Source organism: Streptomyces sp. YIM S03343 (assembly GCF_054729195.1).
In genome coordinates this window covers 6,817,259-6,841,487 of the sequence record NZ_JBPUKX010000001.1, presented here as the reverse complement: position 1 = coordinate 6,841,487, position 24,229 = coordinate 6,817,259, and the positions used below count along the sequence as shown (strand labels likewise).

The following is a 24,229-nucleotide window of genomic DNA, read 5'->3' as shown; positions in this document are numbered from 1 at the left end:
CGGATCCGAGCACGCTAGGTGACGGCAGCGGTGGTTGACCCGCTGACTACGACGCCTCGACCCGCTACGACACCTGGTCCGCGTGCAGGCTCATCGGGCCGTAGATCTCCGTGGCCTCCTCGAAGAGCCGCACCTGGTCCGCGCCGCCCTCCACCAGGGACTTCCAGTTCTCCCCGATCCAGGACTCGGCGTCCCCCTGAGTGGTGAACTCCTCGGGCAGCACCGCCGGCTCCACCGCCGTCCCGTCGGCCTTCTCGAACCGCCACGTCCACGCCACCATGTACGCCTCCCTGGGGTGACCACACTGCACAGCGGAAGCCGGCTCATGACCGGCTCCTGACCAGAGCCTATGCGCTGCACCGGGTCCGCCGTGAGAGGCCGGGGACTGCCGGGCGGATCTTGGCGGAGAAGACGGGGTCCGGCGGGTTCTCCGGCCCACGGTCGGCCCGCGGTCGGCCCGCGGTCGGCCCACGGGCGCGCAGGAGGTGCCGGGGCACGGGAAAATCGGTCCGTGGACCTCACTCTGCTCGGTACCGGCGCCCCCGAGGGGCTGCCCCGCCCCGACTGCCCCTGCGCCGCCTGCGCCACCGCGACCGGCCCGGACGCCCGCGCGGCGACCGCGCTGCTGGTGGACGGGGTGCTGCTGTTCGACCTCACACCGGGCGCGGCGTTCGCCGCCGCCCGCGCCGGGCGTTCGCTGGGCACCGTACGGCAGGTGCTGCTGACCCATCCGCACGGCGGCCCCGCCCTGGAGGTGCCCGCGGGTCTCCCGCAACCCGGACGGGTACCGGACGGACAGGAGTTGACGCTGCTGACGGGACATCGGGTGCGGGCGCTGGCGACGGACGCGCCCGGCACCGGGTACGCGGTGACCGGCCCGGACGGCCTGCGGCTGCTGTATCTGCCGCCGGGGACCGCGCCGGCCGGTCTGGAGGAGGGCGACGGCACGTCGTACAACATGGTCCTCCTCGACGTCGTGGGACGGCCGGACGCGCTGGCCAGGCTGCGCGCCGTGGGCGCCGTGGGTCCGACGACCGATGTCGTCGCCGTGCACCTGGACCACGATGTGCCGCCGGGCGGCGAACTGCGGCGGCAACTCGCGGCGGCCGGGGCACGGGCGGTGCCGGACGGGACGACGCTGACGGTGGGCGCGTACGAGGACGTGCCCGACGTGCCGCGCCGCACCCTGGTGCTCGGCGGCGCCCGCTCGGGCAAGTCGGTGGAGGCGGAACGGCGGCTGGAGTCCTTCCCGGACGTCCACTACATCGCCACCGGCGGCACCCGGGGCGGCGACGCCGAGTGGGCGGCCCGGGTGTCGGCGCACCGGGAGCGGCGGCCGGGTTCCTGGCAGACCGAGGAGACCTGCGACCTCGTACCGCTGCTCGCGGCGCAGGGACCGCCGCTGCTGATCGACTGTCTGTCGCTGTGGCTGACGGACGCCATGGACTCCGTCGGGGCGTGGGACGACGCGGTGTGGGCGGACGGCGGGGAGCGTGCGCTGCGCGAGCGCGTCCGGGAGCTGACGCAGGCGGTCCGGGCGACCCGCCGCACGGTCGTCGCCGTGTCCAACGAGGTCGGCTCGGGCATCGTCCCCGCCACCGCTTCCGGCCGCCGCTACCGTGACGAACTGGGCCGTCTGAACGCGGCGTTCGCGTCCGAGTGCGAGCAGGTGGTGCTGGTGGTGGCGGGGCAGGCGCTGGTCCTGCGGGGCTGAGGGCCGACCGGATCCGCGCTGTCGCTACTCTCGCGCTGCCGAAGTGCCGCCTTCCGTCCGGCCGTTGCGGGCGATGACGCGGTAGGTGTTGGCGAAGCGGGTGCGGCGCAGCAGGGGGGCCAGGGTGTGGTCCAGGACCGCCGCCGCCGTGACCAGGGGGGTGGCCACGCGTCGCAGGCGGGCGGGGAGGTGGTGGGCGGCCAGGAGGGACAGGGCGGCCGAGAGGTCGTGCGGGATGTGGGCCGTACGGCTGTCGGTCGCCACGATCACGCAGCCCCGCGACTCCAGTTCGGCCCGCAGGTTGTCCAGGGGCAGGAGGTGCAGCCGCCCCGTCCGGCCGTACGGAAGCCACCACTTGCCGAGCAGCGCGCCGAACGCGCAGTCCGGGTCGGGGACTTCGACGACGAGGTGGCCGCCGGGGCGTAGCACCGACAGGGCGGCGCGGAGTTCCTCGCGCGGGTCGGGGGTGCGGTCCAGGTGGTCGAACATGCTGACCACGTCGTAGCGGGCGCGCAGCCGTTCCTCGATCCGCGGGTCCGTCAGGCGGCCGACATGGGCCTCCTCGATGCGTCCGGCCGCCCGGGCGCGCGTCACGCGCGGGGTGGGGTCGAGGCCGTCGAAGGCGGTGTACGGGAAGACCTCGCGCGCCGCCTCCGGGAAGCGGGCATGGCCGGTGCCGACGTCCAGCCAGCTCTCCGGTTCGGGGAAGGGCAGCAGCGCGCGGGCGGCGGCGAGATGACGGCGACGGCGCACCGCGGGGAAGCGCCAGGCCGGAGGGTCGGGGAGGGCGGCCTCCTCCGCCGACGGTCCCGGGTCGCGGAACACGTGGGCGCAGTCCTGGCATTCGCCGACCCCGCCCGCGGTGACGGCGGACGTCGTACGGCCACCCCGTGCCGTACGGGGAGCCGTGCGCCGTCTGGTGCGCAGGCGGTCGGAGCCGCACCAGGGGCAGTCGGCGCGGCGTGGCGCGGGCAAGCCGTCGGCTGCGGGCGGCGTGGGCGGCATGGGCGGCTCCCGGGCGGCACAACGGGATCTGACGGACGGGATCGGACAGACGAGGCTGGACAGGCGTACGACAATTCGCAACAAAACAGACTTCGCACCGGAACGTAAAGGATCGCGATCTTGGGTGCAACGACGTGGCCGCCGTGTGGTGGTGACGTGGCGGCGTTCCGTTCGACCGGTGCCGGTACTGTTCGGCGAATGAGCTCGCTTAATCTCGACGACTTCACCGATCTGATCGAACGCCCGGACGGCGGAGTGCGCCGTGACGCCGAGGCGTACCGGGAGCGTCGGATCGTGCCGCCCGGTGCGCTGGGCCGCCTCGACGAACTGGGTGAGTGGCTGGCCGCCGCGCAGGGCGCGGTGCCGGTGCGGCCGATCGAGCGACCGCGGGTCCTGCTGTTCGCCGGGGACCACGGTGTCGCCGGGCTGGGCGTGTCGAAGCGGCCCGCGGGCGGCGCTGAGCAACTGGTGCGCGCGGTGCTGGAGGGCGCGAGCCCTGTGGCGGTGCTGGCGCGGCGGCTCGGGGTGCCGGTGCGGGTCGTCGACATGGCGCTGGACTGCCCGCCCGAGGCGTTGCCCGCGGACGTCGTACGGCACCGGGTGCGGCGCGGCAGCGGCCGTATCGACGTCGAGAACGCGCTGACGCCCGAGGAGGCGGAGGCCGCGCTGCTGGCCGGCATCGCCGTGGCCGACGAGGAGGCCGACTCCGGTACGGACCTGGTGGTGCTCGGCGATGTCAGCGTCGGCGGTACGACGGCGGCGGCGGTGTTGGTCGCCGCGCTGTGCGGGACCGACGCCTCCGTGGTGACCGGGCGGGGCGGGCAGGCCATCGACGATCTGACGTGGATGCGCAAGTGCGCGGCGGTCCGTGACGCGCTGCGCCGGGCGCGGCCGGTGCTCGGGGACCAGTTGCAGCTGCTGGCGACGGTGGGCGGCGCCGACCTCGCCGCCATGACGGGCTTCCTGCTCCAGTGCGCAGTGCGCAAGCTGCCGGTGGTGCTGGACGGCGTGGTCTCCGCCGCGTGCGCGCTGGTGGGGCAGCGGGTCGCCTTCCGGGCGCCGGACTGGTGGCTGGCCGGGCACCTCAGCGGTGAGCCGGGGCAGGCGAAGGCGCTGGACCGGATGGCACTGGAGCCGCTCCTCGACCAGGGCGTCACCGTCGGGGAGGGCACGGGGGCGCTGCTCGCCCTGCCGCTGGTGCAGGCCGCGGCGGCGCTCGGCGCGGAACTGCCCGAGCGGGAGCCGGAGAAGGAGCCCGAGAAGGAACCGGCGAAGGAACCGAACGAGGAGCCCGCCGAGGAGCCCACTGAGGAGCCCGCCGAAGATGCGGCGCCGAACACCGCTGCGGACGGGGCCGGTTCGCGGGGCGAGTGACTGGGCAGGTCACAGGATGAGTGAGGAGAATCACGGGCCCGTGGAGGGCCCGCCCTCCCACCATGCACCGAAAAGAGCGGTTCGTCCGGGCAGCACCCATATGATCCTGGCTCATGGGAGATGCCCGAATCGCCGAAGACCACACACCGCTCTCGCAACGGGCCGCCGCCTACGCCGTGTGGTACCTGCGGGCCGTCGCGTTCGTCAACTTCCTCAGCGCGATGTGGGTGTCCCTGGGCCAGGACGTACGGCGGCACAACCAGCAGAACCTCTTCACGCCGTATCTGCTGACCGCGGGCTTCGCCTCCGGGGTGTTCACCGCGTTCCTCGCGGTCACGATGCGGCGCCGCAAGCGCGCGGCGTGGATCCTCAATCTGGCGCTCAGCGGGCCGTTCCTGGGGCTGTTCTGCTTCGCCATGTCCTTCCCCGAGATCCGGCGGTACCCCCAGAACTGGATCTCGGTGCTGCTCACCGCCGCCTTCGTCGCCGCGCTGCTGGTGGGACGGCGGGAGTTCTACGCCAAGGGCGACCGCTCCAACCCGAAGCTCGCCGCAGTCGTCGCGGTCGGCGGGCTGCTGGTGTCGTCGCTGCTCGCCGGACTGCTGGTGACCGTCACCAACCAGGCGCCGGACGCGGCCCGTTCGACCTTCGCGGAACGCTGGCACTACGGCACCCTGCGACTGGTCACCGTCACGGTCGACGAGTCGCACTTCCCCGGGATCGCCGCGCCGAACTGGGTCAACGTCGCGATCAACGTGCTCAGCACGGCCCTGGTCGTCGCCGTCGCCTACGCCGCGTTCCGCGCCCGGCGCGCCGTGGACCCGCTCACCGAGGACGACGTGAAGCGGCTGCGGGTCCTGCTGGAACGGCACGGCGAGCGGGACTCGCTCGGCTACTTCGCGCTGCGCCGCGAGAAGAGCGTGGTGTGGTCGCCCACCGGGAAGGCGGCGGTCGCCTACCGGGTGGTGGGCGGGGTGTCGCTGGCGTCCGGCGACCCGATCGGCGACCCGGAGGCCTGGCCGGGCGCCATCGCGCCGTGGCTCTCCGAGGCCCGCGCGCACGGCTGGATCCCGGCGGTGATGGGGGCGAGCGAGGAGGCCGGCACCGTCTACGCGCGGCACGGGCTCGACGCCCTCGAACTCGGTGACGAGGCGCTCGTCGAGGTCGCCGAGTTCACCCTGGAGGGCCGTGCCATGCGCACCGTGCGGCAGGCCCACAACCGGGTGCGGCGCGCCGGGTACACCGTGCGCATCCGGCGCCACGAGGACATCCCGGCCGACGAGATGGCACACCTCGTCGAACGCGCCGACGACTGGCGCGACGGCGCCACCGAGCGCGGGTTCAGCATGGCGCTGGGGCGGCTCGGGGACCCGGAGGACGGGCGCTGCGTGATGCTGGAGTGCCATGACGCCGAGGGCGCGCTGCGGGCGCTGCTGTCCTTCGTCCCGTGGGGGCCGAACGGCCTGTCGCTGGATCTGATGCGGCGCGACCGCGACTCCGACAACGGCCTGATGGAGTTCATGGTCATCGAACTGCTGCGCCGCGCGCGCGAGATCGGCATCACCCAGGTCTCCCTGAACTTCGCGATGTTCCGCTCGGTCTTCGAACGCGGCGCGCGTCTCGGCGCGGGGCCGGTGCTGCGGCTGTGGCGGTCGCTGCTGAGCTTCTTCTCCCGCTGGTGGCAGATCGAGTCCCTGTACCGCGCCAACGCGAAGTACCGCCCGATCTGGGAGCCGCGGTTCCTGCTCTTCGAGAAGAGCTCCGACCTGCCGCGCATCGGCGTGGCCTCGGCCAGGGCAGAGGGCTTCCTGGAGGCCCCCGGCCTCCCCAAATGGCTCCACCGCAGACACCTGGAGACCCACCGGTGACCAGCCTGCCGGTGACCAGCCCGGTGACCAGCCTGCCGGTGGCCTGCCGTCGCCGGTACCCCGGCCACGGTATCGCTGGTCACCGCCGCCGGTTCCCCAGCGGGACCGGCGGGTGACCATCCTCGCCCGCTGGGCCCGCGCCGAGTGGGGCCTGCTCTGGATCACCGTGCGCGAGCCGCTGCTCAAGGGGCCGCGGCGGGTGCCGTGGGCGATCCCGATGACGCTCACAGCGGTGGGCCTGACGGCACTGCTCCAGGTGGTGCAGAACCAGTCCTGGGGCTACCGGCTCGTCCAGCAGGCCGGTGGCGTACGCGCCGCCGACCCCCTGGGCCCGGCCCTGCTGCGCACCCCGCTCTCCCTCTTCGTCCCGGCGCTCGACCTGCCGGTGTGGGGTGCGCTGCTCCAGATCCTGTTCGTGTTCGGGATCGCCGAGATCTGCCTGGGCTGGTGGCGGACCCTCGCCGTCGCCTACGTCGCCACCCTCGCCGGCACGCTCTACGCCCGCGTGGGCATCGCCGTCGGCCCCGGTGGCCTCTTCGGACTGCCCGCCTCCGACGCCCGGGTCGTGGACACCGGCCCGTCCGCGGCGGTCGTGGGCCTCGCCGTCTACGTCGGCTGGCGCTACGGCGCCCATGTCACGGCGGGCGCGGTGGTCGCGGCGATGGCGACCGAGGTCGCGGTGAAGGACAACCTCGCCGGAAAGGAACACGTCGCGGCCGTCGTCGCGGTCACGGCGATCCTGGCCACGCAGGCCGTCACAACCCGCCCCCACCGGCCCCCGGCCGACCGCACAGACCCGAAGCCCGGACCACCCCGCTCCGGCTCCGGCCCGGGCCCCGGTCCTGCTCCCGGTCCCCGCCCAGGACCCAGACCCGGATCCGGTCCGCCGCGGATCCGGTCCTGACGGCCACACCGCTGCCGGACGGGTCACAGCAGCAGGCCCGATGCGCCGCACGGACCCGCAGCCGGGAACGGTGGCCGGGAACGGTGGCCGGGAACGGTGGGTCCCGGGCGAGCCGCCTGACAGCCGCACCCGGCGCGCGGCGCGCCATCACCGCGCCAGGCCCGGATCCGGTCCGCCGCCGATCCGGTCCTGAAGGGCCGACCTCGGGCTCAGCCGACCTCGGGCTCAGCCGACCTCGGGCTCAGCCGACCTCGGGCTCAGCCGACGGCCCTCACCGCTATCCGCCCCGCCGCCGCACGGCACCCCTCACCGGTTTCCAGGGACCTTCTCCGGGCGTGGGTCCGGTTTGCCGCCCAGCCAGTCCTGGAGGGCTCGTTTCGGGCCCGACCAGCGGCGGTCGTGGTGGTAGGCCCGCAGGGCCGAGCGGGCGCGGGCGCGGGGGCGGTGGGTGTAGAAGCGGCGGGCCCAGGGGGAGCCGGGGCGGGCCAGGCGGATCGCTCCCACCAGCGCCACCACCGGGACGATCACCCCGAAGATCGCCACCCGGGGTTTGCCCTTGCCCAGGGCGATGATCGAGAACAGGAAGTTCACGCTCACGTTGGATATCACCGTGCCGCGGTCCTGGAGCTCCGCCTGCGACATGTCGTTGACCCCGAACGGCACGAAACCGACCAGGAGCAGCCCCACCAGCGCCGCCGTGAGCACCACCACCTCGACGCTCTGCCGCCCCGCCTCGCTCCAGTACACATCGTCCAGATGCAGGATCAGCGCGAACTCGTCCAGCACCAGCCCGGCACCGATCCCGAACAGCACCGCGCTCACCGCCGCCCCGATGCCGTGGCTGCCCGCGGCCACGGCGCCGAAACCACCCGCCATCGTCAGGACCACGCCGGGCACCACATGGTGGATGTGCAGCCCGCCCGCCTCGACATTGCCGAACGGCCCCTTCCCCGCCCGGATCAGCCTGACGACGGTCCTGGTGACCACGAAGGTCACAACGAACGCGGTGAGCGCCAGAAGCAGGGGCAGCTTGCCGGGTTCGATGATGTTCCGTTCCAGCCAGTGCCCCATACGCACAGTCTGCCCGGATCATCCCTCCGCCGCCTGCCTGTAGCCTGCGGCCGTGTCCAAGATCCCGTCGCAGCCGCAGCAACCGTCCCGATCACTGATACCGCCGCTGCACGGGCCGCGGTTCGCCTTCGGCACCCTCACCGTCCTGCCGGTCACCGTGCACCGCTGGGACCGTGACACCGCTCGCGGCGGGATGCTGTGCGCCCCGCTGGCGGGGCTGGTCGTCGGCGGGTGCGCCGCCGCCACCGGGCTTCTGCTGCTCCTCCTCGGCTCCGGTGCGCTGCTCGCCGCCGTCGGCACCGTCGCCTGCTGCGCCCTGCTCACCCGTGGGCTGCATCTGGACGGGCTCGCCGACATCGCGGACGCACTCGGCAGCGGGAAGCCCGCGGAGGACGCGCTGCGGATCATGAAGCAGTCGGACATCGGGCCGTTCGGGGTGATCACGCTGGTGTTCGCGCTGCTCGCCCAGGTCGCCTCGCTGGCACGGGTCTACGGCGACTCGTGGGGACAGGGGGCACTGACCGTTGTGGTGGCCGCGGTCACCTCGCGGGTGGCGTTGACGCTGGTCGCCCGGGGTGGGGTGCCGGCGGCTCGGCCGGAGGGGTTGGGGGCGGCGGTTGCGGGCGTGGTGCGTTTTCGCTCCGCTGGGGTGGTGATGGGTGTGGTTCTTCTCGCCGCCGCCGGGGCGGGGGGGTTGTTCGACGCGGTCGAGGGGGTGCGGTCAGTTGCAGCTGTGCTGCTCGCGCTCTGTGTGGGGGAGCTTCTGCTGCGGCGCTGCGTTGCTCGTTTCGGTGGGGTTACCGGGGATGTGTTCGGTGGGGTCGAGGAGACCGTTTTCACCGTCGCGGTGGTGGTTTTTGCCTTGGGGCGATAGGCCCGGTTTTTCGGCTGCGGGTGCGTCGTGGCTGGTCGCGCCCACGCGGCGGAGCCGCATATCGGCACAGCCCCGCGCCCCTAGGGAGTTGCGGTTCCGGCGCTGGCAAGCGAGGGAGTTGCGCCACCGTACGACGGAGTTGCCCCTCCCTCCGACGGAGGCGCGCGCCCTGTGCGGCGGAGTTGCCCTACTTCCGTCTCGCCGTCGCCGGCGCCACCCCCTGCGGCAGCGTCCCCCACGGGTGTGCCCCCGTTCCCGGGACCGCGCAGTGTAGGGCTGCTCCTCTTGTTCGGGACAGGCTTCCTGGGTCCGTGTGCGGTGGGGTGCTGTGGATCAGGTGGCAGGTCAGGGGGCCCGGGGGGCCGTACCACGGGGGGCCGGGGAGGTGGTGGTACGTCGTCCACGGGCCCTCGAAGGTGATCAGGACGTCGGCGATCGTCGCGTACAGGGGGTGGGGTGGGGTGCCGGGGTTCAGGGCGAGCGTGGTGCAGCCGGTGGCGCGGGCCGCGGAGGCCAGGCGGCGGTAGTGGGGGAAGCGGTGCGGGTCGGTCGCCGTCTGGTCGAGGAAGAAGCCGTCGGTGGAGTACCAGGCGCGGTGGTACGCCAGGTCCCGCAGGACGTCGGCGACCGGGCGGCGGCCGTAGTCGGTGTCGGCGTACCCGAGCACGCGTACGCCTGCCGCCCGCAGCCGTGCCGAGACCTGGGCGAACGCGGGGTCGGGCCGCTCGCCGGGGCCGCTGGCCGGGTTGAGGATCACGCCGTACAGGCGCGGGGCGGCCCCGATCAGGGCCTCCCACTCGACGGGGCGGACGGACGGGTGCTCGTAGTACGGGACCAGCAGCGCGGTCATCGGTGGGCGGTGGCCCTCCCCAGCAGGGCGCACACCAGGACGGTCTGCGCGGTGGCGGCGGCCCCGTACACCGCGACGGCGACCCCGAGCGGGTCGGTGGCGCCGGTGAGCAGGGCCAGGGTCTGGGCGAGGGCGGCGGCGCAGCAGACGGCGGCCGTGCCGAGGACCGCGCCGGAGGACTGGAGCAGCAGCCCGGTCCACAGGACCACCCCGAGCAGCAGCAGCCCGGCGACGCGGACGCCGTCTGGGCGCGGGGCGTCGGGCCACAGGGCGGCGGTGGTGAGGCCGAGGGCGAGCAGCACGGTGAGGTAGGCCGTGAGGCACCCGGCCGCGGTGAGGGTCGTACGGCGGCGGAAGGCGGCCGCGGTGCGGCTGGCGCGCAGTCCGGCCAGGCTGCCGCGGCGGAAGCGGTGCAGCAGCCACTCGGCGGGGCCCATGCTGAGGGTGAGCGCCACCGCGGAAGGCGCGGCGGCGGCGCTGTGTTCCTGCCCGGCGAGGACGTCGCCGAGCGCCGCGTACAGCACGAGGACACCGCTGCCGAGGCCGAACAGGGCGTAGGGCAGGGAGTCGGCCAGCGGGGGTGCCGTCGAGGTGCGCGACGGCCGGGACGGGAGCAGTGCCGTGAGGCCCGCGAGCCAGCTGCCGCCGCCCGACTCCCGTACGGCAGGGGCCACTTCGCGCAGCCCGAGGGCGGCCACCGCGGCCAGGGAGCCGAGCAGCAGGAGCAGCCGGGCCGCTCCCGGTACCGGGTGAGCCAGGGCCAGCAGGGCGCCCGCGGTCATGGGCAGCAGGCAGGCCAGCAGGCGCCGTTCGCGGCCCATGACGAGCAGCACGGTGGCCGCGCCGAGGTAGGCGGACTGGGCGGCGGCGAAGGCGAGGGCGGCCGGGTGGGCGGTGCCCGCGACGGCCACGGCGGTCAGCGCGCCGAGCAGGGCGCCCACCGGGGTTCCGGTGAGCAGACAGCGCCGTGCGGCCGTCCGGTCGCCGAGGCCGAGCCAGGAGTACGCCCGGTGCGCAAGCCCCTGGTTCCAGGTCCAGCCGCACAGCGCGCCCGCCAGCAGCGGGACCGTGCCCGCGGGGAGGGCGGTGCCGCCGGGGCCGGTGAGGAAGGGGGCGCCGAGGACGTAGGCGAAGCCGGGCAGCGCGAAGACCAGGCCGCGCAGCAGACAGCCCAGCAGGCCGGTGCGCCACGGGTCGGGGGCGGCGGACGGCGCCACGGGCTCGGGGTAGCGGCGGGGTACGCGCGTGTAGAGCTCCTCCGCGAGGGCGAAGGAGTTCCAGCAGCCGTACCGCTCGCGGATCTGGTCGTCCGTCAGACCGTCGGACTCCAGGAGGGCGGCGATCTCGTCCGGGTGGACGGCCGCCGCCACGAAGTCCTCGATGCGCTCGGCGAGTTCGTCGATGGAGTCGCCCTCCGCCGGGGAGGGGGTGCGGGGTTGCGGGAGGTGGGACCTCAGCCCGATGTCGGCGCTCACCGGCCGTCTCCGTCCGCCGTGACGGCCGTGGTGACCGGCGCCGTGACGGCCGTGGTGACCGGCGCCGTGACGGCCGTAGTGACCGCGGTAGTGGCCCCTGTCGCGGCCGCCGCGCCCGCCTCCGGCAAGGTCTCGGCCGCCGCCGTCGCGTACCACGGGTCCCGCAGCTCCTCCGTCCAGTCCGCGACCGTCTCCACGCCCGGCCGGTACACCTCCGGGCGGCCCGCGAGTTCCTGGTAGACGGTGCGGAAGGCGTCCACGGAGCGTTTGAGGGTGAAGCGGTCGTACGACTCCAGGGCCGTCTGCTCGGCCGAACCCGCCCCGAACGGCGCCTCGTTGGGCAGCATCACGCCCTGGTACTTCGCCTTGACCACACCGCCGACGGTGTCGCTGAGGAAGGCGCCGTCGATGACCGGGCGGCCGGAGTCGGTGAGGTCGACGGTCGTGTACGGGATGCCCTCGCTCTTGAGCTGTGCGGCGATCGCGCGGACCGTGCTGTCGCCGTTGTCCACCACCAGCACCTTGAGATCGATCCGCGGCCCGTCAGGCCCGTGCGTTGCGCGCGTTTCGCGCCATGGTCGTCCTTCCGTTGCCGAGACCGTAGTCAGGTCTCGGCATTCCGGGCATTTCCGCCCGGAAGGTCCGTCACATCACCAAAGCGTGAGGGCTTCGGTTCGGGTACGGTCTCTCGCTTCCTCCCGCCGCTGGTGCGGCAGGGTTGCGCCACCTGCCCGCTCCGCCTCCGTCGTGCGACGGGGGCGGGTGGCGCGGGTCTTACGGTCGGCTCCACGAGGCTTCGACACCTTGTCGGTGTCCCGGTCTCCGGCCACTCCGGTACCGGACGAGCATGCCGCCGCGAGGGCGACGAGGTTACGGGCCGCGTTGTCGTCCCGGTCAAGGACCAGGCCGCAGGCGTCGCATTCGTAGGTCCGGACGTGCAGCGGCAGCTTGGCTCTCACCGCGCCGCACCCGGAACAGGTCTTGGAGGACGGGTACCAGCGGTCGGCGACGACCATGCGGCAGCCGTTCCTGCGGGTCTTGTAGTCGAGCCGGCGGCGGATCTCGCCGAATCCGGCGTCGGCGATCCGGCGGGCCAGGCGCCGGTTGCGGAGCATGCCGGCGACGTTGAGGTCTTCGACCACTACCGTGCCGTACTCGGCGGTCACGGCGGTGGTCAGCTTGTGCAGGGCATCTGCGCGGAGGTTCACGACCCGGTGGTGCACCCGGTTGCGGCGGGCGTTGGCCTTCTCCCACCGCTTGGACGGCTTGCGGCCGGTCCTGCGGTCCGGTCCCTGGCGGCGGGACACCGTGCGGGACGCGCGGCGCAACTGGTTCAGCGCCCGGTCGTAGTGCCCGGGGTTGGCCACGGTGCGGATCTCACCCGTGCTGTCGGCCATGACCGCGAGGGTCTTCACCCCGAGGTCGATGCCGACCGCCACGTCCGGGCGCCTGACGCGCTGGATGTCCTGCTTCACCTCCACCTGGAACGAGGCGAGCCACCGCCCGCGTTCGTGCCGGACCGTCGCGGACAGAACGCGCGCGGCCTGGGCCTGCACGCCGGTGAGGAGCTTGACGGTGGGCTCGTGGGTGCGGATGGTGCCGAGCCGTGGCAGGGTGACGTGCCGGCCGTCGGCGTCCACTCGGATCGTGCCGGTGGTGAACCGGCAGGACAGACGCGCCTTCCGCTTCGCCTTGAACCGCGGCGCACCCATCCGGGCGCCCTTGCGCTTGCCTTTCTTCGACCTGGCGTAGTTGTCGAACGCGGCCGACGCGTTCGCGAGACCGGTGCTGTACGCCTCCTTGGAGTTCTCCTCCCACCACCCGGCAAACCGCGGGTCGGTCTTCTTGACCTCGTTGAACGCCTTCCGCAGCGACGCCAGCGACCACGGCCGCCACTCCGTCAGCTCGGCCTCGGCAACGCCGTACGTCTGCTCGGCCCTGCGCTGCCACCAGGAGGCGGTCACCCAGCCGACGGCCCAGTTGTACGCGGCCCGCGCTGCGCCGCAGTGCGAACGCAGCGCGGCCTCCTGGGAGGCGTTCGGGTCCAGCGCGAACCGGAACGCCTGCACCACGAAACCGGGCTGCGGCTGGAACTTCTTCACCCGGCGGCCTCGCCCGTCGCCACGGCCACCGCGTGCTCAGCACGGCTCTTCGCCGCCCGCCGCCCGTACAGGCGCGCGCACATCGACGTGAGCACCTCGGTGATGTCCCGCACCAAGTCGTCGGTGGTCTCGTCGGGATCCAGGACGACCAGGCGCCGCCCGGACGCCGACAGCACGGCTTCCAGGTGCTCGACACCGAATGAGGCCAGCCGGTCACGGTGCTCGACCACGATCACAGCGGCGGACGGGTCGGACAGGAGACGGTGCAGCTTGCGGCGCCGCACGTCCAGCCCGGACCCCACCTCCGTGACGACCTCGGCGACGGCCAGCCCCAGACCGTTCGCACCGGCCACGGCCCGGGCCGCCTGCCGCTCAAGGTCGGCCTTCCGGTCGGCGGACGACACGCGGCAGTACACCACCACACGCCCGGACGGCTGGACATCGACCTCGTCGACCAGCCACGTCCCGGACGGCGCCTGGCGGACAGGAACGGGCATCTTCCCGTCCTTCACCCACCGCCAAGCGGTCTGATAGCTCACGCCCTGCCGGCGCGCCCACTCCGAAAGCTTCACTCGATCAAGATACACGACTAGAGACGACTACGAATGACTAGAAAATCTGTAGCAGTTGTCACCCCTAAAGGACCCTCGAGCGGCGAGGCAGCAGAGGATCCGTAGAAATCCTGCGAAAGGGCGAGTCGGAACACTCGCCTTGAACGCGACGAGTGTTGCTCATGTCACCGGGTGTGAGGGGCGAGAAATGACCATGACGCCACGGACAGGTGAACGTCCGCAGGAATGAGCGAACACCGCGGGCGCGCGTAGGCTCGTCACGAGCCCCCGCCGCGCCTTGGTGCGGGGCGTCCCGGAAGGCTGGACCACGGACTCTCCGGCATCACCTGCCGGAGAAGGTCCGATTGGCCCTAGGGTCGGTTCGGGCCCGGCCGCCCAGCCGACTCGGCCTGCCTGGCTGGCCGTCCACGGACCCGACCGCAGCAACTTCACATCGGAAGCGAGAAATCACCACCGTGACAGCTCTGACTCTCAGCACCGCCGCGGCGCCCGGCCTGCGGGCCGACGCAATCGTGATCGGCGTTGCCAAGGGCGACAAGGGCCCGGTCGTCGCACCGGGCGCCGAGGCCGTGGACACCGCCTACGACGGCAGGCTCGCCGCCGTCCTCGACACCCTCGGGGCCTCCGGGGCCGAGGGCGAGGTGACGAAGCTGCCCGCGCCGGCCGGTTTCAAGGCGCCGCTCGTGATCGCGGTGGGCCTGGGCGCGGAGCCGGAGGAGGACGGCGCGCACGGCGCCGAGACGCTGCGCAAGGCCGCGGGTGTCGCCGCCCGTGCCCTGGCCGGTGTCAAGAAGGCCGCCTTCGCCCTGCCGGTCGACGGGGCCGACGCCGTGGGCGCGATCGCGGAGGGCGTGCTGCTCGGCGCATACTCCTTCGACACGTACAAGGAGACCCCGAAGACCTCCGCCGCCGCGAAGAAGAACGGCAAGGCGCCGCTCGGCGAGGCCGCGCTGCTCGGCGGCAAGCCGCGGGACGCGGAGCACAAGGCCGCGCTGGAGCGCGCGACGGCGGTGTCCGAGGAGCTCAACCGGGCCCGCGACCTGATCAACATGCCGCCCAACGACCTCGACCCGGCCGCGTTCGCGGCGATCGCGCAGGATGCGGCGAAGGCGCAGGGCATCACCGTGCAGGTGCTCGACACCAAGGCGCTGGAGAAGGGCGGCTACGGCGGCATCCTCGGCGTCGGCGCCGGTTCCGCGGCGGGCCCGCGGCTGGTGAAGCTGTCGTACAAGCACCCGGAGGCGGCCAAGCACCTCGCCTTCGTCGGCAAGGGCATCACCTACGACTCCGGCGGCATCTCGCTGAAGCCGGCCGGGCACAACGAGACGATGAAGTGCGACATGAGCGGTGCCGCCGCCGTGTTCGCCGCGGTCGTCGCCGCCGCCCGGCTGGAACTCGCCGTGGACGTCACCGGCTGGCTGGCGCTGGCCGAGAACATGCCGTCCGGCTCGGCCACCCGTCCGGGTGATGTGCTGCGCATGTACAGCGGCAAGACCGTCGAGGTCCTCAACACCGACGCCGAGGGCCGTCTGGTGCTCGCCGACGCGCTGTGGGCGGCCTCGGAGGAGAAGCCCGACGCGATCGTGGACGTGGCGACGCTGACCGGTGCGATGGTGCTGGCGCTCGGCAACCGCACCTTCGGTGTGATGGCGAACGACGACGCGTTCCGCGCGGCGATCGTGGACGCCGCCGAGGAGGTCGGCGAGGACTCCTGGCCGATGCCGCTGCCCGGGCATCTGCGCAAGGGCATGGACTCCCCCACCGCCGACATCGCGAACATGGGCGAGCGGATGGGCGGCGGACTGGTCGCGGGCCTGTTCCTGCGCGAGTTCGTCGGCGAGGGCATCACCTGGGCCCACATCGACATCGCGGGCCCGGCCTTCAACGAGTCCGGCCCCTTCGGCTACACCCCCAAGGGCGGCACGGGCTCCGCGGTGCGCACCCTGGTACGGCTCGCCGAACTGACGGCGGCCGGGGACCTGGGCTGATCCACAGGTCAGCGGGGACCGCCGCCTCAGGGCCTGTCCGACGGATCAAGTCGGAGGAAACCGACGGTACCCGTCGACCCGGGTGAGCGGGGGCTGGTGCGTGCAGCTGCAAGGCGGAGGAGGGAGTCGACGCGACGGGGGTCCCCCCTGTTCGAGCGCAGCCGAGAACTCGGGGGAGTCGGCGAGTGACGACAACGCCGCAGATGTGCGTGCCGGCCCCCGCGTCTCCGGCATGATCCGCCGAACAGGCCCTAGGGGGCGCCGCGGTCCCCCGGCCACCGCGCCATGTCCCAGTCACCGGCCCCGCGTCCCGGTCCCCAGCGGCAGGTGCGAAGATGGACGACGGCAGGACAGGGCCCCACCACAGGGCCGAACCATCAGATGCGGCCGGACACCAGCCGCCGACCGGTCACCGAGGACCGGCGTGGCGCACATGCATGGAGGACGTGACGTGGCGAACGACGCCAGCACCGTTTTCGACCTAGTGATCCTCGGCGGTGGCAGCGGTGGGTACGCCGCGGCCCTGCGCGGGGCTCAGCTGGGTCTGGACGTCGCACTGATCGAGAAGGACAAGGTCGGCGGCACCTGCCTGCACCGGGGCTGTATCCCCACCAAGGCCCTGCTGCACGCGGGCGAGATCGCCGACCAGGCACGCGAGAGCGCACAGTTCGGCGTCAGGGCCACCTTCGAGGGCATCGACGTGGCGGCGGTCCACAAGTACAAGGACGGCGTCATCTCCGGCCTGTACAAGGGACTTCAGGGCCTGATCGCGTCCCGCAAGGTGACCTACATCCAGGGTGAGGGCCGGCTGTCCTCCCCGACCTCCGTCGATGTGAACGGATCGCGGATCCAGGGCCGCCATGTCCTCCTCGCGACCGGTTCCGTGCCGAAGTCGCTGCCCGGTCTGGAGATCGACGGCAACCGGATCATCTCCTCCGACCACGCCCTGGTGCTGGACCGGGTGCCGCAGTCGGCGATCATCCTGGGCGGCGGCGTCATCGGCGTCGAGTTCGCCTCGGCGTGGAAGTCGTTCGGCACCGACGTCACCGTCATCGAGGGCCTGGGGCACCTGGTGCCGGTCGAGGACGAGAACTCCTCCAAGCTGCTGGAGCGCGCGTTCCGCAAGCGCGGGATCAAGTTCAACGTGGGCACCTTCTTCCAGAAGGCCGAGTACACGGCGAACGGCGTCAAGGTCACCCTCGCCGACGGCAAGGAGTTCGAGGCCGAGGTCCTGCTCGTCGCAGTCGGCCGCGGGCCCGTCTCGGCCGGTCTCGGCTACGAGGAGCAGGGCGTCGCCATGGACCGCGGCTACGTTCTCGTCGACGAGTACATGCGCACCAACGTCCCGAGCATCTCCGCCGTCGGCGACCTGGTCCCGACGCTCCAGCTCGCGCACGTCGGCTTCGCCGAGGGCATCCTGGTGGCGGAGCGCCTGGCCGGTCTGAAGACCGTCCCGATCGACTACGACGGTGTCCCGCGGGTGACGTACTGCCACCCGGAGGTCGCCTCCGTCGGCATCACCGAGGCCAAGGCCAAGGAGATCTACGGCGCGGACAAGGTCGTCGCTCTGAAGTACAACCTCGCGGGCAACGGCAGGAGCAAGATCCTGAACACCTCGGGCGAGGTCAAGCTCGTCCAGGTCAAGGACGGTGCCGTGGTCGGCGTCCACATGGTCGGCGACCGCATGGGCGAACAGGTCGGCGAAGCCCAGCTGATCTACAACTGGGAGGCGCTGCCCGCCGAGGTCGCCCAGCTGATCCATGCCCACCCCACGCAGAGCGAGGCGCTCGGCGAGGCCCACCTGGCCCTGGCCGGCAAGCCCCTTCACTCGCACGACTGACCCCTCGGTCGACGAAGCGACGACACAGACTTCCGCAACTCGTAAGGAGCAACCGAAACCATGGCGGTTTCCGTAACCCTGCCGGCGCTCGGCGAGAGCGTCACCGAGGGCACCGTCACCCGCTGGCTGAAGGCCGAGGGCGAGCGCGTCGAGGCCGACGAGCCGCTGCTCGAGGTCTCGACCGACAAGGTCGACACCGAGATCCCCTCGCCGGCCGCGGGTGTGCTGGCCTCCATCAAGGTCGCCGAGGACGAGACCGTCGAGGTCGGAGCCGAGCTGGCCCTGATCGACGACGGTACGGGCGTCCCCGTGGCCGCCCCGGCCCCCGCCGCTGCCGCGGCGCCCGCTCCCGTGGCTCCGCCCGCCCCTGTGGCTCCGGCCGCGCCCGTGGCTCCGCCCGCGCCCGCTGCCGTCCCGGCTCCGGCCCCGGTGGCCGAGGCCCCTGCCGCCCCGGCCCCCGCCCCCGTGGCTCCGGCCCCGGTCGCGCCCGTCGCGGCCCCCGCCGGTGGCGTCCAGGGCACGGACGTGGTGCTGCCCGCGCTCGGCGAGTCCGTCACCGAGGGCACCGTGACCCGCTGGCTCAAGGAGATCGGCGACAGCGTCGAGGCCGACGAGCCGCTGCTCGAGGTCTCCACGGACAAGGTCGACACCGAGATCCCGGCGCCCGTCTCGGGTGTGCTGCTGGAGATCGTGGTCGGCGAGGACGAGACGGCGGGGGTCGGCGCCAAGCTGGCCGTCATCGGCGCCCCCGGTGCCGCGCCCGCCGCAGCTCCGGCGGCTGCCGCGCCTGCGGCTCCGGCTCCGGTTGCGGCCGCCCCCGCGCCGGTGGCTCCGGTGGCCCCGCCCGCCCCCGTGGCCCCGCCCGCGCCGGTGGCTCCGCCTGCGCCGGTGGCTCCGCCCGCGCCGGCTCCGGTCGCGGCCGCCCCCGCGCCGGTCGCCGCCCCCGCTGCCCCTGTCGCCCCCGTGGCGCCGAAGGTGCCCGCGGAGGATGCCGCCGAGGGCCCGTATGTGACCCCGCTGGTGCGCAAGCTCGCCGCCGAGCACGGCGTCGACCTGGCCGCCGTCAAGGGCACCGGCGTCGGTGGCCGTATCCGCAAGCAGGACGTCGTGGCCGCGGCCGAGGCCGCGAAGGCCGCTGCGGCTGCCCCGGCTCCGGCGGCGGCTGCCGCCCCGGCCAGGAAGACCCCGGCACTGGAGGTCTCCCCGCTGCGCGGCCAGACCGTGAAGATGCCGCGGATCCGCAAGGTCATCGGCGACAACATGGTGAAGGCGCTGCACGAGCAGGCCCAGCTGTCGTCGGTCGTCGAGGTCGATGTCACGCGGCTGATGAAGCTGCGCGGCCGGGCCAAGGACTCCTTCGCGGCCCGCGAGGGCGTCAAGCTCTCGCCGATGCCGTTCTACGTCAAGGCCGCGGCCCAGGCGCTGAAGGCCCACCCGGTCGTCAACGCCCGGATCAACGAGGCCGACGGCACGATCACCTACTTCGACACCGAGAACGTCGGTATCGCGGTGGACTCCGAGAAGGGCCTGATGACCCCGGTCATCAAGCACGCCGGCGACCTGAACATCGCGGGCATCGCCAAGGCCACGGCGGAGCTGGCGGGCAAGGTCCGCGCCAACAAGATCACCCCGGACGAGCTGTCCGGCGCGACCTTCACCATCAGCAACACCGGCTCGCGCGGCGCGCTGTTCGACACGATCATCGTGCCGCCGAACCAGGTCGCGATCCTCGGCATCGGCGCCACGGTCAAGCGCCCGGCCGTCATCGAGACGGAGGAGGGCACGGTCATCGGCGTCCGCGACATGACGTACCTGACCCTGTCCTACGACCACCGCCTGGTGGACGGCGCCGACGCGGCCCGCTACCTGACGACGGTCAAGGAGATCCTGGAAGCGGGCGAGTTCGAGGTCGAACTCGGCCTCTGACCCGGTCACAGATCACGGATCACCGATCAGGGATCACGGATCACCGATACGACGGCGGTGCCCCGCCCGGCCTCCCCGGGCGAGGCACCGCCGTCGTATCACCACCTTGCCCGTGACGAGCGGCACTCAGTGACATTCCTAACGCCGCACTCCGACACTCCGGGGCCCACTCGGACCGTTTCGCGGCACTGGGTGACACAGCTGATCCTCTGCTTCCACTAGGGAAAACGCCCTGCCCGGGGCGGGGGCGACAGGGGTGTACGGAGTTACGGGCGTGACCGCGCCGGGGCGGATGTACGTCTGCGCCACTCGTGTAAGTCTTGTCTCACCTGCTAGAAAGCTCTCCCGCGCGCACCTCCCGTGCGCCGCTGCGGCCTTATTGTCTAGAGGTCGAACGCCCCCGGGGGCCGTAGGGCCCGTCGCAAGAAGGAGCCCTCTCATGACCGCGCCCGTCATCCACTCGCTGCGCGAACAGATCCGCGAGCACATCGTGGAAGGGATCGTGAGCGGTCGCTGGAAACCGGGCGAGCGGATCGTGGAACGGCGTATCGCGACCGAGCTGGAGGTCAGTCAGACCCCGGTGCGCGAGGCGCTGCGGGAGCTGGAGTCGCTGCGGCTGATCGAGTCGGCACCCAACAAGGGCGTGCGGGTGCGGAATCTGACGGCCGCCGATCTGGAGGAGAGCTACCCGGTCCGGGCGGGCCTGGAGGCCATCGCCGCCGAGCTCGCGGCCGGTCGACTCGCGGAGGACTGCTCCGCCCTGGAGCCGCATGTCGCCGCGCTCTACGAGGCCGATCGCATGGCCGACGGCACCAACCAGGTCCGGCACACCGTCGCCTTCCACCGTGAGCTGGTCCGCGCGGCGGGGAACTCGGTGCTGCTGCACACCTGGGAGGGCCTCGGCATCGAGGTGTTCACCGCGCTGTCGATCCGCTGGCTGGGGACGGTGCAGCAGTCGTACGCCGAGGAGCACGAGGAACTGATGCAGGCCTTCCGCCGCCGCGACCCGCGGATCGCGGAGATCGTGAAGTCCCACGTACTGGGCTGCGCCCCGGCCAGCCCCCACATCAGCCCCGTCTGACCTACTCGCCCCCGGCGGCACCGGTTTCGACTTCGGCCGCGGCCCGGTGGGGCTTGTTCGCGCAGTTCCCCACGCCCCTTAGGTCGGACCACGCCCCCGGAGGCTGACAGACACCCGCAGTTCCACGCACCCCTTGGACCCGGCGAGCCGTCCGGGGTGCCGATTCGATTCCGGCAGCGGTCCCACCCAAGGGGCGCGGGGAACTGCGCGACCAGCCCCCACCGGCCCGCAGGCGAAGTGGGTCCCCCGCGAGCCGCCCGGGATGCCAACTCGACTCCGGCACGCAGTCCCACCCAAGGGGCGCGACCAGCCCCCACCGGCCCGCAGGCGAAGTGGGTCCCCCGCGAGCCGCCCGGGATGCCGATTCCACTCCCGGCACGCAGTCCCACCCAAGGGGCGCGGGAACTGCGCGACCAGCCCCCACCGGCCCGCAGCCGAAGTCGAAACCGGTCCGCCCCGCACCCCGAGCCGACAGCCGAGCAGCCCCCCGCTCACCTGCGGCGATGCCACAAAAACCGCGGCACCCGGTGCCTTTTCGGCGAACAGCCAGCGGCACCCCGTGCCAACTTTCTCGATATCGAGAGAATTTTCGCCTCTCCCCTTTGATCGATCATCGATCAGCGAGTTACAGTCGCCGTTGGGCTCCCACCAGAGCCCATCAGCCCTGTCCTGCCAAGACAGTAGGCACCCGTACCCCTCACCGTTGGACCCCATCGATGAGGGACCCTCCTTCGACCGAGGAAGGCGGCGACATGACCGACCCCCACGCCATCCAGCCGAGCGCGCTGGACCAGCTTCCGGACCACGACCCCGAGGAGACCGCCGAGTGGCAGGCCTCCCTGGACGCCGTCGCCAAGGCGGCCGGTCCGCACCGCGCGGCGTATCTGATGCGCCGCACGCTGGAGCGCGCTGAGGGCGCCGGCATCGACCTGCCCAAGCTCCTCGAGACCGACCACGTCAACACCATCCCCACCTCCGCCGAACCGGCCGTACCCGGTGACGAGGAGATGGAGCGCCGGATCACCGCGTGGAACCGCTGGAACGCGGCCGCGATGGTGACCCGCGGCGCCAAGCACGGCGTCGGCGGCCACATCGCCACCTTCGCCTCCGCCGCCTGGCTCTACGAGACCGGCTTCAACCACTTCTTCCACGGCAAGGAGGGCGACGGCTCCGGCGACCAGCTCTACGTCCAGGGCCACGCCTCCCCCGGTATCTACGCCCGCGCCTTCCTCGACGGCCGGCTGTCCGAGGCGCACCTCGACAACTTCCGCCAGGAGGCGGGCGGCGGCGGTCTGCCGTCGTACCCGCACCCGCGCCGGCTGCCCTGGCTGTGGGAGTTCCCGACGGTGTCGATGGGCCTCGGCCCGCTCTCCGCCATCTACCAGGCGCGCTTCAACCGCTACCTCACCCACCGCGGCATCAAGGACCTCTCCGCCTCGCACGTCTGGGCCTTCCTCGGCGACGGCGAGATGGACGAACCGGAGTCCACGGCCGCGCTCGGCCTCGCCGCCCGCGAGGGCCTGGACAACCTGACCTTCGTCATCAACTGCAACCTCCAGCGCCTCGACGGCCCGGTGCGCGCCAACTTCAAGATCGTGCAGGAGCTGGAGGCCCAGTTCCGCGGCGCGGGCTGGCATGTCGTCAAGTCCCTGTGGGGCTCCGCCTGGGACGAGCTCTTCGCGCTCGACACCACCGGCGCCCTGGTGCGCCGGCTGCGCGAGGTCCCGGACGCCCAGGTGCAGACGTACCAGACGCGCGACGCCGCCTACATCCGCGAGCACTTCTTCGGCACGGATCCGGCGCTCGTCGAGATGGCGAGGCTGCTCACCGACGACAAGATCCTCGAGTGCTTCCACCTCTCGCGCGGCGGTCACGAGCCGAGCAAGGTGTACGCCGCTTACAAGGCGGCCCTGGAGCACCGGGGCGCGCCGACCGTGATCCTCGCCCAGACCGTCAAGGGCTTCACCCTCGGCGACGGTTTCGCGTCGAAGAACGCCAACCACCAGATGAAGAAGCTGACGCTGGACCAGGCCAAGGCCCTTCGCGACACGCTCGAACTGCCCATCCCCGAGAGCGCCTTCGCCGACGGCACGATGCCCTACGGCCACCCCGGCGCCGACTCCCCCGAGGTGCGCTACCTCCAGGAGCGCCGCGCGGCCCTCGGCGGCCCCTCCCCGGCCCGCCGCACCCAGCCGCTCGCCCCGCTGCCCGCCCCCGCCGACAAGGCGTTCGCCTCCTTCGACAAGGGCTCCGGCTCCCAGAACGTCGCCACCACCATGGCGTTCGTCCGGCTGGTCAAGGACCTGGTCCGCGACAAGGAGACCGGGAAGCGCTGGGTGCCGATCACGCCCGACGAGGCGCGCACCTTCGGCATGGAGTCGCTGTTCCCGTCGCTCGGCATCTACTCGCCCAAGGGCCAGACGTACGAGCCGGTCGACCGCGACCAGCTGATGTACTACAAGGAGGCCCAGAACGGCCAGATCCTCAACGAGGGGATCACCGAGGCCGGTGCGATGGCCGACTTCATCGCCGCGTCGACGTCGTACGCGACGCACGGCGAGCCGATGATCCCGTTCTACATCTACTACTCGATGTTCGGCTGGCAGCGCACCGCCGACCAGATGTGGCAGCTCGGCGACCAGCTCGGCCGCGGCTTCCTGGTCGGCGCCACGGCCGGCCGCACCACGCTGACCGGTGAGGGCCTCCAGCACGCCGACGGCCACTCTCCGGTCATCGCCGCGACCAACCCGGCGGCGCTGTCGTACGACCCGGCCTTCGCGTACGAGGTCGCGGTGATCGTCAAGGAGGGTCTGCGCCGGATGTACGGTGCGGCGGCCCCCGGCGAGGACCAGAACATCTTCTACTACCTGACGGTCTACAACGAGCCGCTGCCCCAGCCCGCCAAGCCGGCCGCGCCCGGCATCGACGAGGGCATCGTCAAGGGCCTGTACCGCTTCAACACGGCGGAGTCGGCGGGTCTGACCGTGGCCGGGGCAAACGCCCCGCGCATCCAGCTCCTCGGCTCCGGCACCGCGATCCACTGGGCGCTGGACGCGCAGCGGCTGCTCGCCGAGGAGTGGGGTGTGGCCGCCGACGTGTGGTCCGCGACCTCCTGGACCGAGCTGCGCCGGGACGCCATGGAGGCCGACGCGGCCCTGCTGCGCGGTGAGGAGCGGGTGCCGTACGTCCGTCAGGCGCTGCACGGCGCCGAGGGCCCGGTGCTGGCGGTCTCCGACTACATGCGGCAGGTCCCGGACCAGATCGCACAGTGGGTCGACCAGGACTACGGCTCGCTCGGCACGGACGGTTTCGGCCTCTCCGACACCCGCACCGCGGCCCGCCGTCATTTCGGCGTCGACGCCGAGTCGATCGTCGTGGCGGCCCTGGCCCAGCTCGCCCGGCGCGGCGAGGTGAAGGCGACGGCGGTGAAGGAGGCACGGGACCGGTACGGCCTGTAGGCCGCCGGGGCCTGTAGGCCACCGGTTCCGGACATGAACGAGGGGACAGGGCGTCGTCCGCCGTGCCCCCTCGTCGTCATGAGGATGGGCGTCGTCCGCCGTGCCCCCTCGTCGTCATGAGGATGGG

The 24,229-nt window shown here is 72.6% G+C and carries 18 protein-coding genes; 10 read left to right on the top strand and 8 right to left on the bottom strand.

Going from position 1 to position 24,229, the window contains the following annotated elements; all coding sequences use genetic code 11:
- Positions 1 to 64: 64 nt before the first annotated feature.
- On the bottom strand, positions 65 to 280 hold the full coding sequence (locus ACSYGN_RS30225; protein ID WP_460401156.1) for a hypothetical protein: 216 nt from the start codon (positions 278 to 280) through the stop codon (positions 65 to 67).
- A 231-nt stretch (positions 281 to 511) separates the two neighbouring features.
- On the opposite strand from ACSYGN_RS30225, the gene ACSYGN_RS30220 reads away from it, so the two are divergent.
- Positions 512 to 1,714 carry a bifunctional adenosylcobinamide kinase/adenosylcobinamide-phosphate guanylyltransferase gene (locus ACSYGN_RS30220; RefSeq protein WP_460401154.1) on the top strand — a complete coding sequence of 401 codons (1,203 nt, stop codon included), beginning with the start codon at positions 512 to 514 and terminating at the stop codon, positions 1,712 to 1,714.
- A 24-nt stretch (positions 1,715 to 1,738) separates the two neighbouring features.
- Here the strand turns inward: ACSYGN_RS30220 and ACSYGN_RS30215 are convergent, their stop codons facing one another.
- Positions 1,739 to 2,719, bottom strand: coding sequence for a class I SAM-dependent methyltransferase (locus ACSYGN_RS30215; protein ID WP_460401152.1), 981 nt, complete (start codon positions 2,717 to 2,719; stop codon positions 1,739 to 1,741).
- Between the two features lie 198 nt (positions 2,720 to 2,917).
- Between ACSYGN_RS30215 and cobT the strand changes: the two genes are divergently transcribed.
- The 3 genes from cobT to ACSYGN_RS30200 all read left to right on the top strand — a co-directional run bounded on the left by cobT (position 2,918) and on the right by ACSYGN_RS30200 (position 6,865).
- Positions 2,918 to 4,093: a nicotinate-nucleotide--dimethylbenzimidazole phosphoribosyltransferase gene (gene cobT, locus ACSYGN_RS30210; protein WP_460401150.1), complete on the top strand. Its 1,176-nt coding sequence runs from the start codon at positions 2,918 to 2,920 to the stop codon at positions 4,091 to 4,093.
- Between the two features lie 113 nt (positions 4,094 to 4,206).
- On the top strand, positions 4,207 to 5,961 hold the full coding sequence (locus ACSYGN_RS30205; RefSeq protein ID WP_460401148.1) for a phosphatidylglycerol lysyltransferase domain-containing protein: 1,755 nt from the start codon (positions 4,207 to 4,209) through the stop codon (positions 5,959 to 5,961).
- A 112-nt stretch (positions 5,962 to 6,073) separates the two neighbouring features.
- A complete protein-coding gene (locus ACSYGN_RS30200; protein ID WP_460401146.1) occupies positions 6,074 to 6,865 on the top strand; it encodes a hypothetical protein in 792 nt (263 codons plus the stop codon).
- Positions 6,866 to 7,171: 306 nt separating this feature from the next.
- Here the strand turns inward: ACSYGN_RS30200 and ACSYGN_RS30195 are convergent, their stop codons facing one another.
- Positions 7,172 to 7,936 carry a hypothetical protein gene (locus tag ACSYGN_RS30195; protein ID WP_460401144.1) on the bottom strand — a complete coding sequence of 255 codons (765 nt, stop codon included), beginning with the start codon at positions 7,934 to 7,936 and terminating at the stop codon, positions 7,172 to 7,174.
- A 52-nt stretch (positions 7,937 to 7,988) separates the two neighbouring features.
- Between ACSYGN_RS30195 and ACSYGN_RS30190 the strand changes: the two genes are divergently transcribed.
- Positions 7,989 to 8,810 (top strand): adenosylcobinamide-GDP ribazoletransferase, encoded by an 822-nt coding sequence (locus tag ACSYGN_RS30190; RefSeq protein WP_460401143.1) that lies wholly within the window; start codon positions 7,989 to 7,991, stop codon positions 8,808 to 8,810.
- Between the two features lie 187 nt (positions 8,811 to 8,997).
- Here the strand turns inward: ACSYGN_RS30190 and ACSYGN_RS30185 are convergent, their stop codons facing one another.
- The 5 genes from ACSYGN_RS30185 to ACSYGN_RS30165 form a co-directional block, all read right to left on the bottom strand.
- The gene (locus tag ACSYGN_RS30185) at positions 8,998 to 9,660 is read right to left on the bottom strand and encodes a spherulation-specific family 4 protein (RefSeq protein WP_460401141.1); all 663 of its coding nucleotides are present in this window, start codon (positions 9,658 to 9,660) and stop codon (positions 8,998 to 9,000) included.
- The gene (locus ACSYGN_RS30180) at positions 9,657 to 11,135 is read right to left on the bottom strand and encodes a hypothetical protein (protein ID WP_460401139.1); all 1,479 of its coding nucleotides are present in this window, start codon (positions 11,133 to 11,135) and stop codon (positions 9,657 to 9,659) included. The genes ACSYGN_RS30185 and ACSYGN_RS30180 overlap by 4 nt, the downstream gene beginning before the upstream one ends.
- Positions 11,132 to 11,647: a hypothetical protein gene (locus ACSYGN_RS30175; protein ID WP_460401137.1), complete on the bottom strand. Its 516-nt coding sequence runs from the start codon at positions 11,645 to 11,647 to the stop codon at positions 11,132 to 11,134. The genes ACSYGN_RS30180 and ACSYGN_RS30175 overlap by 4 nt, the downstream gene beginning before the upstream one ends.
- A gap of 138 nt (positions 11,648 to 11,785) precedes the next feature.
- Entirely contained in the window at positions 11,786 to 13,237 is a 1,452-nt protein-coding gene (tnpB, locus tag ACSYGN_RS30170; RefSeq protein ID WP_460401135.1) for an IS607 family element RNA-guided endonuclease TnpB, read from the bottom strand.
- Positions 13,234 to 13,809, bottom strand: a complete 576-nt coding sequence (locus tag ACSYGN_RS30165) for an IS607 family transposase (RefSeq protein ID WP_460401133.1) — start codon at positions 13,807 to 13,809, stop codon at positions 13,234 to 13,236. The genes tnpB and ACSYGN_RS30165 overlap by 4 nt, the downstream gene beginning before the upstream one ends.
- Positions 13,810 to 14,264: 455 nt before the next feature.
- On the opposite strand from ACSYGN_RS30165, the gene ACSYGN_RS30160 reads away from it, so the two are divergent.
- The 5 genes from ACSYGN_RS30160 (at position 14,265) to aceE (ending at position 24,102) form a co-directional block, all read left to right on the top strand.
- On the top strand, positions 14,265 to 15,797 hold the full coding sequence (locus ACSYGN_RS30160; protein ID WP_460401131.1) for a leucyl aminopeptidase: 1,533 nt from the start codon (positions 14,265 to 14,267) through the stop codon (positions 15,795 to 15,797).
- A gap of 451 nt (positions 15,798 to 16,248) precedes the next feature.
- Positions 16,249 to 17,637, top strand: coding sequence for a dihydrolipoyl dehydrogenase (gene lpdA, locus ACSYGN_RS30155; RefSeq protein WP_460401129.1), 1,389 nt, complete (start codon positions 16,249 to 16,251; stop codon positions 17,635 to 17,637).
- 60 nt (positions 17,638 to 17,697) lie between these two features.
- The gene (gene sucB / locus ACSYGN_RS30150) at positions 17,698 to 19,563 is read left to right on the top strand and encodes a 2-oxoglutarate dehydrogenase, E2 component, dihydrolipoamide succinyltransferase (protein WP_460401127.1); all 1,866 of its coding nucleotides are present in this window, start codon (positions 17,698 to 17,700) and stop codon (positions 19,561 to 19,563) included.
- Positions 19,564 to 20,002: 439 nt separating this feature from the next.
- Positions 20,003 to 20,644, top strand: coding sequence for a GntR family transcriptional regulator (locus ACSYGN_RS30145; protein ID WP_460401125.1), 642 nt, complete (start codon positions 20,003 to 20,005; stop codon positions 20,642 to 20,644).
- Positions 20,645 to 21,396: 752 nt separating this feature from the next.
- Positions 21,397 to 24,102, top strand: coding sequence for a pyruvate dehydrogenase (acetyl-transferring), homodimeric type (gene aceE / locus ACSYGN_RS30140; protein ID WP_460401123.1), 2,706 nt, complete (start codon positions 21,397 to 21,399; stop codon positions 24,100 to 24,102).
- Positions 24,103 to 24,229 lie beyond the last annotated feature (127 nt).